A 16,931-nucleotide genomic window follows, 5' to 3' on the forward strand; every position below is an offset into this window, starting at 1 on the left:
AAAAATTTAAAGTCTATTTTTTAAGGTATTCAGAATAATAAAAGCGGTGTTTGTTTGGTATAAATATATTGTCTTATTTAGTAATAAATGTTGGTCTAAATGATTAAAAACGAAGTCAAAACAACGTGTTCATATTGTGGTGTAGGTTGCGGCATTATTGTTAAAAAAGATGCCAACAACAAAGTTTTTGTCGAAGGAGATAAGGACCACCCTGTAAACAAAGGCATGTTATGCTCTAAAGGTATGAATTTGCATTATGTAGCAAATGACGTGTCAGACAGAATTCTGTATCCAGAGATGCGTTGGAGTCGTTCACATCCTAGAGAGCGCGTGAGTTGGGACGATGCTTTAGATCGTGCTGCTAGTGTTTTTAAATCCATCATAAAAAAACACGGACCCGATAGTGTTGGGTTTTATGTATCTGGACAAAGTTTAACTGAAGAATATTACATTGCAAATAAACTTACCAAAGGTTTTATTGGAACAAATAATATAGATACAAATTCTCGCTTATGCATGAGCTCTGCTGTAGTGGGATATAAGAAAACTTTTGGTGAAGATAGTGTGCCAATTTCATATGCAGATATAGAACTTGCAGATACATTTTTAATCACTGGAGCAAATCCTGCTTGGTGCCATCCCATTTTGTTCAGAAGATTAGAAAAGCATAAAGAGGAAAATCCGAATGTTAAAATTATAGTTGTAGACCCTAGAAAAACGGATACTGCAAACTTCGCAGATATTCATTTACAATTGCTACCTGGAACCGATGTTGTTTTGTATAATGCCATTGCTAGATGCTTGTATAAACGAGGATTAATCGATGAAGATTTTATTAAAAATCATACAGATGGTTTTCAAGAATATAAAGATTTAATTTTCAAGACTTCTTTAAAGCAAGCTTCAAAAATATGTGGTGTTTCAGAAAAGGATATTCAAAAAGCAGCCGATACCATAGGGGTTTCCAAAGGATTTATTAGCATGTGGGCTATGGGGCTTAACCAAAGTGTGGTTGGTACAGATAAAAATGTATCGCTTTTAAATTTATCATTAATAACAGGACAAGTTGGAAAACCGGGTTGCGGACCATTTTCTTTAACAGGACAGCCTAATGCTATGGGTGGTCGCGAAGTTGGTGGTATGGCCAATTTACTGGCAGTACACAAAGACCTAATGAATGAAGAACACCGTAGAGAAGTGGCTCAGTTTTGGGGCGTTGATAAAATCAACCCAAAACCTGGGTTAACAGCTACTGAAATGTTTGATGCTTTAGAAAGCGGAAAACTTAAAGCGGTGTGGATTGCTTGTACTAATCCGCTAGTAAGCTTACCAAACCTGAATAGGATTGAAAAAGCCATGGAAAACGCAAAGTTTGTGGTGGTTCAAGATATATCGCATAAATCGGATACGGTTGCTTTTGCAGATTTAGTGTTGCCAGCAGCTGGATGGTTAGAGAAAGAAGGAACTATGACAAATTCTGAAAGAAGAATTTCATATCTACCTAAAGAAATTGATGCTCCAGGAGAAGCAAGACCTGATGTTGAAATATTTTGTGATTTCGCAAAACGCATGGGCTTTAGAGGGTTTAATTTTAATAGTTCAAGCGAGATTTATGATGAATACGCTGCCATGACCAAAGGCACAAATATTGATGTGTCTTACTTAAATTACGACAGATTAAAAAATGAAGGTACGTTCCAGTGGCCAGTACCAGAGCATAGACATGAAGGAACGCCAAGACTTTTTCAGAATAAAAAGTTTTATACGGCTTCAGGGAATGCGAAATTTAATTTACCAAGTTCTATAGAGAATAATTCTGTTTTGCCAAATGAAGACTTCCCATTAATTCTTACAACGGGTAGAGTTAGAGATCAATGGCATACCATGACCAAGACAGGAAAGGTATCACGTTTAAAAACTCATTACCCAACACCAGTTTTAGAAATTCATCCAGTAGATGCGTATTTGTACAAAATTAAAAATGGCGATATCACCGAAATTACTAGTGAAAACGGTGTGGTAAGAGTTCGAGCTAGTGTTACAGAAAATATCAAGAAAGGCGTGGTTTTTCTACCAATGCATTGGGGTAAGCAGTTGCAAAGTAATTTAAACAGAGCAAATAATTTAACCAATACTCATGTAGATCCAGTATCTAAAGAACCTGATTTCAAGTTTACTAGAGTTTCAGTTTCAAAACATAAAAAGAAAGTAGAAAAAATTATAATCGCTGGGGCAGGAGCTGCGGCTTTTAGGTTTGTTCAAAACTATAGAGAACAAAATGAAACCGACGAAATACATGTGTTTTCAAAAGAGCCTAATTTATTTTATAACAGAGTATTACTACCTGAGTATGTTACAGAAGAATTGTCTTGGGATGAACTCTTAAAAATAAAAGAGAAAGAGCTAAAAAAACTTAACATTCAATTACATCCTGAAACCTATTTAACAAAGGTTGATAAAACTCATAAAACGGTTACCGATAATACCGGTGAAACCCATCAATTTAACAAACTTATTTTAGCGACTGGAAGTCGCGCTTTCGTACCTAAGGATGTTCAAATAGATTTACCGGGTCGTTTTACCATGCGTAATAAAAGTGATGCGGATAGTTTTAAAGCTTATTTAGAGGCTACTAATTTACCTCCTGAAGAACAACATGTGGTAATTGTTGGTGGTGGCCTATTAGGATTAGAATTAGCTGCTGCCATGAAGCATAAAAACGCTAAAATCACCATAGTGCAGCGAGGTTCACGTTTAATGGAACGTCAATTAGATTTGGTATCAAGTAAACTACTTGCGTTAGATGTTCAAGAAAGAGGCATTCAAATTTATTTTGATAATGAAGTAAGCACCGTATTTGATGATGAGGATACGGGTGAATTAAACATTACCTTAAAGAGTGGAAAATTTATTACTGCCAACGCTATTGTTTATGCCATTGGGACTATTCCTAACGTAGAAATAGCCCGAGAAAACGGCATTTCTTGTAGAAGAGGGGTTATTGTTAATCAGCATTTACAATCTTCCCATCCAGATATTTTTGCCATTGGTGAAATTGCAGAATACAACAATCAATTATTTGGAATTACATCGGCAGCTGAAGAGCAAGCTAATATTCTGGCAAATTTTATAGCGGGTGATATCAGTTGTGCTTATAACGGTTCAGTTTTAATGAATATTTTAAAGTTTAATGATCTTAACCTTTGCAGTATAGGTGAAATAAATGTTCCTGAAAATGATGATAGCTTTGAAGAAATAATATTTACCGATATTAAAAAGCGCTATTATAAAAAGTGTATTGTAAAAGACGATTTATTAATTGGTGCGGTTTTAATGGGGGATAAAAATGAATTTGCCGAATTTAAAACCATGATTGAAAGTAAGATTGAAATGGCCGAAAAGCGTGATAAGCTACTTCGAGGTTCGTCTAATGACGTTCCTGTTTTGGGTAAATTAGTCTGTTCATGTAGTCAAGTGGGTGCAGGAAATATAGAAGAAACCATTGCCAAAGGCTGTACCGATTTCACAGAATTATGTAATAAAACAGGTGCAGGATTAGGTTGTGGTAGTTGCAAAACAGAAGTTAGAGACATACTTCAAAATTCAAAAATTCTAGTATGATGAAGGAGCCATATAGATTACGAATAAATGGAGGTGTGTTATCACCAGGTGAGTTACATTACATTTGTGAAGCAGCCGAAGCTTTAGGTTTAGATGCCATTTCTTTTGGTTCCCGTCAAGATATTATTTTCCCAGAAGAAATTGATGAAAGTAAGTTTAGCCAGTTTAATAAAATTCAGTTTGTAAAACCTAAAAGAGATGGTGTAGAAAATATTTCTTCATCTTATGTTTCAGCTGAAATTTTACCAAGTACATCATGGTTAACTAGTGATCGTTATCTGTATGTTATAGAGCAGTTTAAACACAATCCGAAGCTTCGTATTAATGTTATTGACCCCAAACAACGATTAGTACCGTTATTTACAGGAAATGTGAATTTTATTGCCTCAGAGCATGAAGATTATTGGTATTTATATTTAAGATTACCAGGTTGGGAAAAAACTAAAATGTATCCAGCTTTAATTTATAGCTGGGACATGGATAAGATAGAACTCGCAATTGAAAATATATTAATTGAAGAACCAGAATCTATTGAAATGGTTTTTGATTTAGTTAGCGACGCTATTGATACTAACAATAGAACTGTCGATAAACCTTTAGAGGTGCCTTTTTATCCATTTCCGTATTACGAAGGCATGAATAGAATTGCTTCAGATAGGTATTGGTTAGGATTGTATTGGCGAAATAACCGATACGACTTAAAATTTCTGAAAGCCATGTGCGAGTTGTGTTCCGAAAATAAAATCGGAAAAATATCTATCACACCATGGAAATCATTTATTGTAAAAGGAATTCCGTTAGAATCAAAATTAAAATGGGAAAAACTCTTAGGAAAATTTGGTATTAATGTCCGCCATTCTATGTTAGAGATGAACTGGCATTTACCAGTAAATGATAAAGACGCATTAAATCTCAAAAAATATTTAGTGACCAATTTCGACCAAAATGATATCAGTACTTATGGTTTAACCTTCGGGATTACTAGTTATGATAGCGATACATATAATTTTACTTCAATAGTAGTTGAAAAAAATAAAAAGCCTGAACAAATTGGTGATTTTAAAATAAGAGACACCTATAACTTACTGTATGCTAAGAATTTCGACCCGAATACGCAAGAATATATCATGCATGTTCAAGATGTTGATAAAGTGGAACTTCCAGGGTTGTTGATGGAATTGAGTCAGCTTTATTTTGAACAATTAGGAAACGAGCCTGAGCAAGAAACGGTTAAAACCATAATAAAAGAAACCACAGAAGAAGAAGTCTATCAATGCTCGGAATGTATGACAGTTTATAATGAGAGTTATGGCGATATTACTCAAGAAATTCTACCAAATACACCGTTTAAAAGTCTGCCTAACACGTACGAATGTTCGGTCTGTGATGCGCCTTTAAGCAGTTTCGAAAAGAAAATGTTAAAAACCAAAATGCGGTAATAGCTATTCGTCGACACTTAAATTCCAATTATCGTTAAAGACATTGCATTAAAAGAAAATCTAAAAATAGGGAAGAAATCGGGAATACATTTGCATCAGTAAATAATTATATTAAATCTGTTGAAATGAAAAATATATTACCAAGATTCCTTGTAAACTTTGCGAATATTTTGTTTTACAATATTGCAAATCAAAAAACAGCAACTAATTTTGAATTAGAAGCAAATTCTTCTCACCAAAATGCTGATGAAATGCAACAATACTTAGTAAATAGGAATCTAAGACACATAGAATATATTAATCAACTTGAAAAACAGATTGAAGTTAGCCAAATTCAAGGATTTTCTCAAGATTTCTATGATGAGTTAAAATCATCAAAATTAATATGTAAAATAAACACTATTAATACAACTCGAAAAATCGCATAAACTCTTACGCAGCCTAAATTAGAAAATATCAAAACCATTCGTCGACACTTAATTACCATCTATCTACACTAATGGTTTATTTAACTTAATTAAAGTTTCTCACCAAGGAATAACCCTAACTTTATCTATTAAAAAAATAGACTAATCCAAATTCCTAATGAAAAATTTAAATATATTGTTAATTGAAGACGACATGATTGAAGTGATGAAATTGAATAGAACAATTTCATCGCTTAATTTAAATCATAATATTATTGAAGCCAATAACGGTGAAGATGCGTTGAAAATTTTAGAAAAAAAAGACCAATTACCAGACGTTATTTTGTTAGATTTGAATATGCCAAAAATTAACGGTATTGAGTTTTTGAAAATTTTGAAACAAGATAATGTTTTAAAGTATATCCCTACTATTATTTTAACAACTTCAAGTAATCAGCGAGATTTATTAGAATGTTACGAAATAGGTATTGCAGGTTATGTGTTAAAGCCTTTGAAATATGAGGATTATATAACTAAAATTGAAAAATTATTGGCCTATTGGAGTATTAACGAACTAAAACAAGTTTAATGAAAGGTATTGTATTTACAGAGTTTTTAGAATTAGTAGAAGATAAATTTGGGTTAGAAATGGTTGATAAAATCATTAATAATTCAGACTTAGAATCGAATGGAGTATATACGTCAGTAGGAACTTATAAGTTCTCTGAAATGTTACAATTACTTCAACATTTAAGTTCATACACAGGCATTTCTATTGACGATTTATTGTTAGTATATGCAGAACATTTTTTTAGTGTTTTAGAGGAAAGTTATCCTGGGCTTTTGGCAACTTATAGCGACCCAATTGAAATGATTTCCTCAATAGAAAATCATATTCATGTAGAAGTAAGAAAGATATACCCCGATGCTGAATTACCTTCTTTTGAAGTTGTTGAAAAAACTGAAAACTCACTCATAATGATTTATAAATCAAGTAGAGCAATGCATCATTTTGGTTTGGGTTTAATGAATAAAACGTTCGAACATTTTAATTCAACAGCAACAATTGTTTTAGAGAATTTAAAAGAAGATGGTACAGAAGTTAAGTTTTTAATTAACAAAAATTAATGAGTCAAAACCAAATTGACATCTTACAGCGTGCACTCGCACGTGAAAAATCGGCCAGAAAACAGGCAGAAAAAATATTGGAAAGTAAATCTGCTGAATTATTCCAAGCTAGACAACTACTAGAAAAATCTTACGCTGAATTAGAAGCTTTACTTAATAAAACAGACTCCCAACTCCAAGGTGTATTTGAGAATATTGTAGATCCTTACTTAATAATGGATTTAACAGGTAATGTTTTAAAAATGAACAATGCCGCGGTAAGTTTATTTGGTTTTGAGAATGAAAAAGTAGATTTCAACCTCAATGATATGGTTTTTCCATCTGATATAAAGAAAGTAGTTAAATCTTTCGAAAACCTTATGAAGGACGGTATTTTAACTGATTTTGAAATTACTATAAAGAACAATATTAATGAAATAAAACTAGTACACGTCAATGCTAGTATTATTTATGAAAAGGGAGAAGCAGTTGCCGCACAAGGAATAATTAGAGATATCACAACGGTAAGAGAAAAAGAACTTGTTATTGAGGTTATTAATGACATTGCTCAATCAATATTGGGGAAATTTGATATTTATGAAATAGCGTATCAAATTACAGATAAAATTGCTAAGTACTTAGAATCTCAAGATTGTGTCATTTATCTATATAATGACACGGACAATACACTCGAACAAATTTCGGCGTATGGTGAAAAATTGGATGAAAATAGCCAAATTGTAAATAAAATTGTTTTAAAAGAAGGCGTTGGTATTGTTGGCGCCGTAGCGAAATCTGGTAAGGCCGAAATTATTACTAATGCAGATTTAGACAAAAGATATGTAAAGGACATTGTGGAAAGAAAATCAGAAATCACAATTCCCATAATGATAGGAGATAAAGTACTTGGAATAATAGATTCAGAACATGAAGAAGAAAATTATTTCACCGAAAAGCATTTAAATATGCTTATGAGTATTGCCGGCATTGTTGCTTTGCAATTAAAAAGTGCTATCGATTTAAGAGAACGCAAAAAAGCTGAGGAGCAACTTATAGAGTCGGAAAACAGGTTATCAGCTCTTATTTTAAATCTTGATAGTGGTGTTTTATTAGAGGATGAGAACAGAAAAATTGTGATTACAAACAAGAAATTTTGCGAGTTTTTTAATATTCCATTGTCACCAGAGTCGTTAATTGGTCAAGATTGTACAGAATCAGCAGAACAAAGTAAAGGTCTTTTTGAAAACCCTGAAGAATTTGTGAAAGGAATTGATCGATTATTAAGAAACCAAAAAGTTGTATTGGGTGAAGAACTCAAAATGGTTAATGGCAAAATACTAGAACGCGATTATATTCCTATTTATGAAAACAAATTTTATAAAGGGCATTTATGGACCTATAGAGATGTAACTTTAAGAAGAAAATATCGTAAAAGTTTAGAGGCTCAAAGGCAAAAATATAGCAATATTATAGCAAATATGAACTTAGGCCTTATGGAGGTTGATCTTGATGATAAGATTTTAATGATTAATAATAGTTTTGCTGAAATGTCTGGTTACAAAGAAGAAGAAATAATCGGTAAAATTGCGAATGAAACTTTTACATTTGAAAAAAGCTCTGAAACTATAGTAAAAGAAAACAATAAACGTAAAAAAGGAATGGCCAATTCATACGAAGTTATTGTAAAAAGGAACGATGGAGAGCTGAGAAACTGGCTGGTGAGTGGAGCACCCAATTATAATTTAAATGGGGAAGTTATAGGGTCTATTGGTATTCATCTTGACATAACGGACATAAAAAATCTGCAGAAACAAAAAGAAAAACTAGTAAGAGATTTAGAAATTACAAATAACGAACTTCAAGAATATGCTCATATAGTTTCACACGATTTAAAATCACCATTAAGAAGCATTAATGCACTTGTATCTTGGTTAAAAGAAGATAACAAGGGGAAACTGGATGACATAAGTATGCAAAATTTTGGACTAATTGAGACTACTCTTGAAAAAATGGAAAATCTAATTTCTGATATTCTCGAATACTCTAGCGTTGGAAGCGATTCATCAAAAAAGGAAAATGTAGATTTAAATGTGGTATTGTCTGAAATTATTCATCTTTTGCACATCCCAGAGCACATAAAATTAGAAATTTTAAAACCATTACCTACAATAACGGGTGATAGTACCATGTTACAGCAGGTGTTTCAAAATATAGTTGGTAATGCCATTCGTTACATGGATAAGAATCAAGGATTAATTCAGATTGATTTTAAAAATCAAAAATCATTTTACGAATTTTCGATTAAAGATAACGGTATGGGTATTGATAAGAAATATCATGATAAAATTTTTAAGATATTTCACTCTTTAAACAAAAGTAAAGATTCTACAGGTATTGGCTTATCAATAGTTAAAAAGATAGTAGAAATTCATAAAGGAAAAGTTTGGTTAGATTCTGAACCAGGTGTTGGTACAACATTTTATTTTACACTTAAAAAATGATACAAGAAACCCCGAATTTAAATTATATCGAAAAGTTATCTGGCGGTGATTTGACATTTCAGGAAAAACTTATTGGTATTATTAAAACAGAATTTCCTGAAGAGAAAGAAATATACCTTAATAATATTGAATCCAGAAATTTTAAAGAAGCTTCTGAGATTGTACACAAACTTAAACATAAAATTAGTATTTTAGGGCTTGAAAAAAGTTACGAAGTTGCTGCCAATTTTGAAAATAGTTTATTGGAGAATAGAGCAGAAGGTAAAGCAGATTTTGAAAATATTTTAAAATCTATTACCAACTTTTTAGCTACTCTATAATTTTATTTTATGAATTGTATAATTATTGATGATGAAGCTACGGCTAGGGCTATAATAGGCCAATTATGCTCAAATTTTAAAAATCTTGATGTAGTAGAAGAATTTCCCAATGCCATTCAAGCCATTAAATATTTAAATCAGAACAAAGTTGATTTAATACTACTTGATATTCATATGCCTGATTTTACAGGGTTTGATTTTATTGCCACTTTAAAAAATCCTCCTAAAATTATATTAACAACTTCAGATCCTCAATTTGCGATACAAGCTTTTGAATATGAATGTATTGTTGACTATTTGGTAAAGCCTATTGAGTTAGCACGTTTTGAAAAGGCAATTCAAAAAGCTGAATCTGTGGCTGCTAAACCTGTTAAAAATGTGGAAACTGTAAATGCTTCTGCTGGAAGTGTCGAAACTTCTTCTGGTAACGATTTATATGTAAATATTGATCGACGGCTTATTAAAATTGACATCCCTAGTATTTATTTAGTTGAAGCCAAAGGTGATTACATAAATGTAAAAACTGAAGAAAAGAATTATACCGTTCATTCTACCTTAAAAAAAATAGAGGATAAATTGCCTAGCGATTTATTCTTAAAAGTACACAGATCTTTTATTATAAATACTAAGAAAATAATAGACATTGAAGATAATAGTGTGCTCATAAAAAAAGACGTGATTCCTGTTAGTCGTGCTAATCGTCCGGAGTTGATGAAACGTTTAAATTTGCTGTAGTCAATTTTACTTCTTTCAAAGAAATCTTTTTCTTCATGGAATTTGAGGTCGTCTAACGCCCTTACTTATTTAATTACATATTCACATCAAGAGTTTAATTCAATTTAACACTTGTTACTCGCCATTCGTCTGCACTAAATTCGACTCTATCGAAATATTAGCTTTATCCTATTGTTTAAAATTAATTTTGTGGCAAATATTTTATGTTATGAAAATATTAGCACAACTTTTAATTTTAATAGGTTTTATAGTAAATGCGCAAGACACACCATTTAATTGCAATAATAATGCCTATTTATTTCAGTATAACGATGTTTATGCCGTTGATTTAGCTTCGGGAAATTCATATTTGGCTCATGCCGATGTTACCCCGGGTAATATTAATGCTACAGCATACAATCCTGCCGATGGTTATATTTGGGGGTCATTAAGTTCACCATCAAAAACTATCGTTCGTATTGGGCAAAACTTTGAAACCACAACGTTATATATAGATGAATTACCGACAAATAATCGTTATGTAGGTGATGTTAGTGCAGAAGGTATTTATTATTTAAAGGGAGGAGGGTCAACTTATTATAAAGTAAACCTTAATCCCGAATCTGCCAATTATGGTGAGTTTATTTCGTCTGAAACGTTATCACAAAACATTAGTATTCATGATTGGGCATTTAATGCAGTTGATGGGAATTTATATGCTTTAGAGAAAAACACAAATATTTTATATAGAATTAACCCCGTAACAAGCGAAGTTCAAGCTTTAGGAGTTGTTCCTGTTTTATCTGGTTTAAATTATACTTATGGAGCGGTTTATTTTGATGCCTCAGGACGTTTTTATGCCTCGGCAAACCAAACAGGAACTATCTATGTTATTCAAGCCGTTCAAGATTTAAATGGCCAAAATACTATCGAATCTAATTTATTTGCTTTCGGACCAGCCAGTTCACAGAATGATGGGGCACGTTGTCCTAGCGCTGCTGTACCACAAGAAGATTGTGATAACGGAATTGATGATGATGGCGATGGATTAATTGATTGCGAAGATCCTTCATGTTCTGGTTATTCAAGCTGTCCAGTTATTGAAATCACATCCACTTCTAGTGCAAATCTGGGAGGTTTAGAGAGTAATAATAGGTTATCTCAACAAGTTAGTAAGCGTAACTTTGGTCGTGCCAAAACCGGCTATATATTTGACCAAAGTGCCGCAAAAAAATTAACCAAAACCCCGAACTACGGCAAACATTATGCTCAAAGAGGTGGTCTGACTCAATTATCTGATTTTATTCCTTTAGAAGTTATTAATGAAGAACTTGTAGTTGAATCATCTCCAACGGATTTGATAGGTATTACAAATGCTACCGAGGTTTATTCAGTGGATTATATTAAAAATGAAGAAGCCGTAGCATCTATTTTAGTGCTTAAAACAGATCGAGGTGTTTATGAACACACCAAATATATCTGCGACAGATTACTAGGCGCACAATTAATTTCTGTTTCAAACATAGAAATTAAAGGGCAAAATTTTATTAAAGCTTTAATTAGGAATATTGATGGTTCGTTAGAATTTGTATTAAGTTTATCTGCGAAAGCCATAAATAATGATTCTGAGTTTGGTATTGAAAGCCATTGGAATTTAGATAAATACACCAGTAAGAATGGATATTATAATTTCCAGATATGGTCCAATTCTTTAGATGATTTATTGTTATTAGGTGAAGAGGTATTACATCTATTAGAAGTACAAAAACCAATAACAAATTATAACAATTCTTCACCACCCACTGTATTTGTTAGAAAAGGAAAATACCACAATGGTAAATTAGATTTACAAATAGTAAATACCAACAGAACAGCATCCGTAGCTTTTGATGGCGGAGTTCGTTCAACCGAGACCGATATTGTAGAAACCGTTTCATCTAGTATCGCATTAAATGGTAATTACATTTCAAATTTAGAAGTAGATGCAGGTAATTTGTTTGACATAGGATTTAGAATCGGTGATGGTTTAAACACTCCTGACGATTTATTTATGTCGGACGGTCCATGGGGTTATGATGATGCTGCGATAACAACCAATGTTACTTCCTACACTGTAGAATCTAATAGTTCTAGTTTTGATGAAAATGTTTACTCAATAGAGCGTAACATCAATCTAGAAGCGACAACCAGTGAGTATATTGCTGCGTACAGAGCCTTAACTCCAAAGTTTAATGCTATAAATTTAACAGCTTTTAATAGCTTTAATTTTACAGCAAAAGGGACAGGTATATTAATACTCAGATTAGTAAAAGAAAGTGTAACCAATTGGGAGCAACAATATAGAACAAGTATAGAATTAACTCCTGAGTTTAAAAATTTCAGTATCCCGTTTTTAGATTTTAAAACGTTGGATGGAAGCTCAATTGAAGTTTCAGATGTTACCTCTATAGTTTTTACTATGCTTGCAGAAAATGGAGAAGTTGAAACTAAAACCATGACTTTAGAGCAACTTTATTTCTCTAATAATATTTTATTATCTGTAACTCCAAGTTTAACAGAAAATACGATTGATGTCGTAGCAATACCAAACCCTATGACAACTCAAACAACGATTCAATTTACAGCAGCAAATACAGAAACTGTTAAGCTTTTGGTTTATAATCAAGTAGGACGTTTAGTAAAAGAGCTAGAGGTGAATTCACAAAAAGGCCTAAACGAGGTCATTTTAAAACGAGAAAAATTAAGTTCAGGGATCTATTTCTGTAATATAATAAGCAATCAAACCAATTATAAAACCACAAAATTACTCCTAGATTAATTAATAGCAATTATTCTTTTGAGTTTGGCAAAAGGCGCAAGTCTTTTGCCTTTTTTTGTTATAATTATAGCATATTTAGCTAAGTTAATTCCTTTGTATATCAATTTTTAACTATAGAATTTGCTATAAATTTTTACTCTGCAAATTCAATAATTTTAAAAGTAACAAGTAAAGACTTTAGGTCTAAAAATTATCTAAAAACTGGCTTATTAAACAAATACCATTTAAACCTTAAACCTAGTTCGGTATAAGTAAAACCTGCTGCAGTTGCTGATGCTATATTACTTCGAGCTCCAAAAAGGTTCAATAAGGCATGATCTGAAAACTTAAATCCTAATTTAGCTTGAATACGGTAAGTACTTTGGCTGCTATCGTCTTCAATATACTGTAATCCAGTTGCAGCAGTTAACTCATAAAACCATTCTTTTGTTTTAGCAATGTTCTCATCTTTTATAACATTTATAAACACTTCGCCAGCATTAAATTTTTCTGGACTAAAATAAACTGTCGGTACTTGATTTTTAAACGTAATATATTGATAATTTAATCCTGCTTTTAGCGAAGGTTTTGGTAAAATATTATAATATAACGAGGTGAATAGCAAATTACGGGCATTGTCATCGTTTTGCCATGTATAGAAATATTGAGTAAACCATCCTAAATTAAAATTCGTACTTAAGCTATAATTTGCATACAAGTTGTTCATCACAATTTCTCGATCTAATAATTCGGCATTAAAGCTTTGTATTTCACTTTTATATCCAATATCTAAAACTTGTAATTTAAATGGTTTAATATTTAAAGAAAGGTTGCTAACAAGTTGTGTATAATCGCTGGTATTTGCTTTTGCAGAAGTAACACCTGCAGTTCCATTAAATGTGATATTTGGCAGCAATTGATAGGCTAGACCTAAAGAAAAATCATTTGATGTTGCTTCGTTATCTGTGACCTTGTTACTCGTTGTTCTGTATCCAAAATTAGCCAACCACTTAAATTTTGTAGATGTAGGATACTCCATTTTGGTTTGAACTCCAAAAGCTTTATTGTCGCCATTATCAAAAGAGTATGAACCTTTCGTTTCTAGAAATGGTGTAAATGTAGTATTTAAAGTTTTAATAAAGTTTGAAGCATCTTTTTGTTTTTCGTAGAATGTTAAGGTGTTTTGTGCCGATTTATAAGCATCATCATATAAACCAATAGCTTTTAAAGCATTAGCTTTTCCTAGATTACCATCAAATGAACTGCTATCGTTTACTAAAATTCGGTTGTAGTCGTTAACACTCTTCTTAAATTCACTTTTGTAAATATTTAAAGTGGCACGCAGCGATAATAACCAGTTTTCGTTCGGTCTACTTTTAATTAAATCATTAATTAACGAATTCGCAGTTTTAAACTTTTTATTCCAGATTAAAGCTTGAATATAGCGTTCAGTAGTTTGTTGTACTAAAATGGCATCAGTATCAAAATTTAAACTTTCAAAAGCTTGTTCGCTTAGTTGAAGTGCATCCTTTTCTTTACCTTTTAAGTGAGCAACTAATGCTAATCCATTTAATGAGGTAAGTCTGTTCTCTGGATTTTTTGAAATTGTATTATAGGTTGATTCCGCTTTATCAAATTGGCCAGCAATTAAATATAGATTCGCTAAATTTAGCAGTGTATCTTTATCATCTTCAAAAAGCTTTAAATTTTCCTTTAGGTACTCTTCGGCTTCTTCATATTGTTGGGCCTGTTGTTTCTGATAAGCATAACCTAAATAGATATATTTTTTTGAAGTTAATGCATTAGGATTACCAGGTGAAACTTTTAATGCTTTGTTTACATAAGTTAAAGCGTCTTCGTATTCTTTTAAATTTGAAAGGGTATTGGCATAACTTAATAAGGCTGGGAAACTTTTCGCATCTTCTTCAATTAATCCTTTAAAATAAATTTTGGCTTTGTTAAAATCATTATTCCAAAGTAAAGATTCACCGTAATTTAATTTAACTTCAAAATCGTTTGGATAATCTTCAAGTAAATCGGTAAATAGCAAAGCTCCTTTTTTTGGGTTTCCATTTAAACCAACTGCACGTCCATAACATAATCGTGCAGTTTTATTATCTGGATATGCTTTTAGTATATTTTTAAAATAAGCTTCAGCTTTGGTATAGTTTCCAGTTTCTAGGTAGGCGAAGCCTTCTTTCATGTCTTGAGCTGTTATAGTTAAAGACACAAATAACATTAGATATATAAGGTACTTTTTAAAGGGCATATTGTAGGTTTTTAATTGCATTGCAAGTTAAGCATAACAATTGAATCATTCACCTACAGTAAACCGCCACTCGTCGAAATTCAGACGAATTCCATTGATTCATAAGAGATATTTGTATCAGAATTAAAAATAAGATTAACCCAAATCATTTATAACATGTCACTTACTATTAAAGAAAACAACGGAATATTTTTGGTACAAGGTTCTATAAATACTAAAACCATAGTGCAATTTAAAAATCATTTAGAATTCTTATTACTTTACAAAAAGAACTTAACTATTGATATTGATGGCGTTAGTGCCATTGACCGAATGGGAATGAATGCTATAAAAACTTTAAATAGTATGGCATTAACTCATAAAAAATCATTCGATATTGTTGGATATGGTTGTAAAGCCATTTATGAAGATATTTTAGAAAGTCATTCAGCCTAATTATTTAAGCCCCAAATCTACCTAATACTTATGCAAATTTTAGCCACATTAAAATCGAGAAAAATTTCACCGGAGCAATTATTTATGCTTAGTGTTTTAGCCGTAAATGGCGGGAATTATTTATATAATTTAATTCTTGGTCGTTTGTTGGGTCCTGCACAGTTTGCAGATGCCGCTGTACTTATTACTTTTTTATTGGTTCTAAGTTTTGCAGCCATGACATTTCAGTTAGTAACTGCAAAGTTTTCAGTGCTTTTTGAAAATGACATTTTTAAAAGTTTCATATCTAAAATATATAAAAACGCTCTTGTAGTAGGTCTTGTTATGGGAACGCTAATAGTTGTTTTTGCAGGACAATTACAAACTTTATTCAATACATCGTCTTCAAATATGTTTGTAATATTTGGATGTGGTGTGCCACTTTATTTTTTAATGAGTGTTAATCGCGGTGTTTTTCAAGGCAAGAAAGCCTTTAAGTCTTTATCGATAACCTATCAAGGTGAAATGTTAAGCCGTTTAGTAATTACATTAGGTCTTATTTTACTGTTTAATATTCAATCTTCGTTTGTCATTGCGGTTGGTATATTAACGTCTTTTTTATTCGGATTAATTCCGTTTAAATTTCCAACGTTAATTCCGAAGAAAGCTTTACAATTAAGTGAAACACATTCAAAAGCTATAAAAAGTTTCTTTCTTATTACGGCGTTTTACGAATTAACCCAAATCATAATAAACAATAGTGATATCCTTTTAGTTAAACATTATTTTGAGTCTTATGAGGCAGGTTTATACGCATCCTTAGCATTAATTGGTAGAATAGTTTATTTCATAGCTTGGATGTTTGTTATGCTATTGTTACCTACTGTAGTTCAATTAAAAAAAGAAGGAAAAGAAACGGCATCAACGTTATTCAAATATGTTGGATACATTGCTGCCATTTCAACAACTATTGTAGTGGTTTGTTTAAGTTTTCCTGAAACAATTATAACTTTATTGTTTGGTGATAGTTATTTAGCAATGGCGCCGTTATTGTGGCAATATGCTATAGCAACTTCAATGTTCGCCATTTCTAACATTTTCGCATACTATTATTTGTCTTTAGATAAATATGTGCCAGTAATTATTTCTGGTGTATTTGGAATGCTTCAAATGGGACTAGTCATATTTTATCATGAGAGTTTAGAACAAGTTGTGCATATGCAAATTATAGCGATGGTATTATTATTAATTATTCAACTTGTATTTTTTAAATTAAATCAATCTGAGAAAATAACTTAATCTAAAGATAATTACCATTCGTCTACACTAAAAAGTAATCTAA

Annotated in this window: 12 protein-coding genes; 11 read left to right on the forward strand and 1 reads right to left on the reverse strand. The window is 31.8% G+C overall.

The window, feature by feature from the left end; genetic code table 11:
• The first annotated feature begins 99 nt into the window (after positions 1-99).
• From BUA46_RS09380 to BUA46_RS09420, 9 genes are all read left to right on the forward strand, one after another.
• Positions 100-3,621: a nitrate reductase gene (locus BUA46_RS09380; RefSeq protein ID WP_019386517.1), complete on the forward strand. Its 3,522-nt coding sequence runs from the start codon at positions 100-102 to the stop codon at positions 3,619-3,621.
• On the forward strand, positions 3,621-5,060 hold the full coding sequence (locus tag BUA46_RS09385; protein WP_019386516.1) for a rubredoxin: 1,440 nt from the start codon (positions 3,621-3,623) through the stop codon (positions 5,058-5,060). Before BUA46_RS09380 ends, BUA46_RS09385 begins: the two co-directional genes overlap by 1 nt.
• Positions 5,061-5,185: 125 nt before the next feature.
• Complete coding sequence (locus BUA46_RS09390) at positions 5,186-5,488, forward strand: hypothetical protein (protein WP_019386515.1); 303 nt, start codon at positions 5,186-5,188, stop codon at positions 5,486-5,488.
• Between the two features lie 157 nt (positions 5,489-5,645).
• Positions 5,646-6,056, forward strand: a complete 411-nt coding sequence (locus BUA46_RS09395; protein WP_019386514.1) for a response regulator — start codon at positions 5,646-5,648, stop codon at positions 6,054-6,056.
• Positions 6,056-6,595: a heme NO-binding domain-containing protein gene (locus tag BUA46_RS09400; RefSeq protein ID WP_019386513.1), complete on the forward strand. Its 540-nt coding sequence runs from the start codon at positions 6,056-6,058 to the stop codon at positions 6,593-6,595. Before BUA46_RS09395 ends, BUA46_RS09400 begins: the two co-directional genes overlap by 1 nt.
• On the forward strand, positions 6,595-9,075 hold the full coding sequence (locus BUA46_RS09405; RefSeq protein ID WP_019386512.1) for a GAF domain-containing sensor histidine kinase: 2,481 nt from the start codon (positions 6,595-6,597) through the stop codon (positions 9,073-9,075). Before BUA46_RS09400 ends, BUA46_RS09405 begins: the two co-directional genes overlap by 1 nt.
• A complete protein-coding gene (locus tag BUA46_RS09410; protein WP_019386511.1) occupies positions 9,072-9,395 on the forward strand; it encodes a hypothetical protein in 324 nt (107 codons plus the stop codon). Before BUA46_RS09405 ends, BUA46_RS09410 begins: the two co-directional genes overlap by 4 nt.
• Before the next feature lie 9 nt (positions 9,396-9,404).
• Positions 9,405-10,130 (forward strand): LytR/AlgR family response regulator transcription factor, encoded by a 726-nt coding sequence (locus BUA46_RS09415; RefSeq protein WP_019386510.1) that lies wholly within the window; start codon positions 9,405-9,407, stop codon positions 10,128-10,130.
• 208 nt (positions 10,131-10,338) lie between these two features.
• Positions 10,339-12,927, forward strand: coding sequence for a DUF6923 family protein (locus BUA46_RS09420; protein WP_019386509.1), 2,589 nt, complete (start codon positions 10,339-10,341; stop codon positions 12,925-12,927).
• Between the two features lie 190 nt (positions 12,928-13,117).
• On the opposite strand, the gene BUA46_RS09425 is transcribed toward BUA46_RS09420, so the two are convergent.
• Positions 13,118-15,145, reverse strand: coding sequence for a tetratricopeptide repeat protein (locus tag BUA46_RS09425; RefSeq protein ID WP_019386507.1), 2,028 nt, complete (start codon positions 15,143-15,145; stop codon positions 13,118-13,120).
• A gap of 186 nt (positions 15,146-15,331) precedes the next feature.
• Here BUA46_RS09425 and BUA46_RS09430 point away from each other — a divergent pair, with 186 nt between their 5' ends.
• Both BUA46_RS09430 and BUA46_RS09435 read left to right on the forward strand, forming a co-directional pair.
• Positions 15,332-15,610, forward strand: coding sequence for an STAS domain-containing protein (locus BUA46_RS09430; RefSeq protein ID WP_019386506.1), 279 nt, complete (start codon positions 15,332-15,334; stop codon positions 15,608-15,610).
• A gap of 30 nt (positions 15,611-15,640) precedes the next feature.
• Positions 15,641-16,888: an oligosaccharide flippase family protein gene (locus BUA46_RS09435; protein WP_019386505.1), complete on the forward strand. Its 1,248-nt coding sequence runs from the start codon at positions 15,641-15,643 to the stop codon at positions 16,886-16,888.
• The last annotated feature ends 43 nt before the right edge of the window (positions 16,889-16,931 follow it).

This window comes from Algibacter luteus (assembly GCF_900141715.1).
Classification (GTDB): domain Bacteria; phylum Bacteroidota; class Bacteroidia; order Flavobacteriales; family Flavobacteriaceae; genus Arenitalea; species Arenitalea lutea.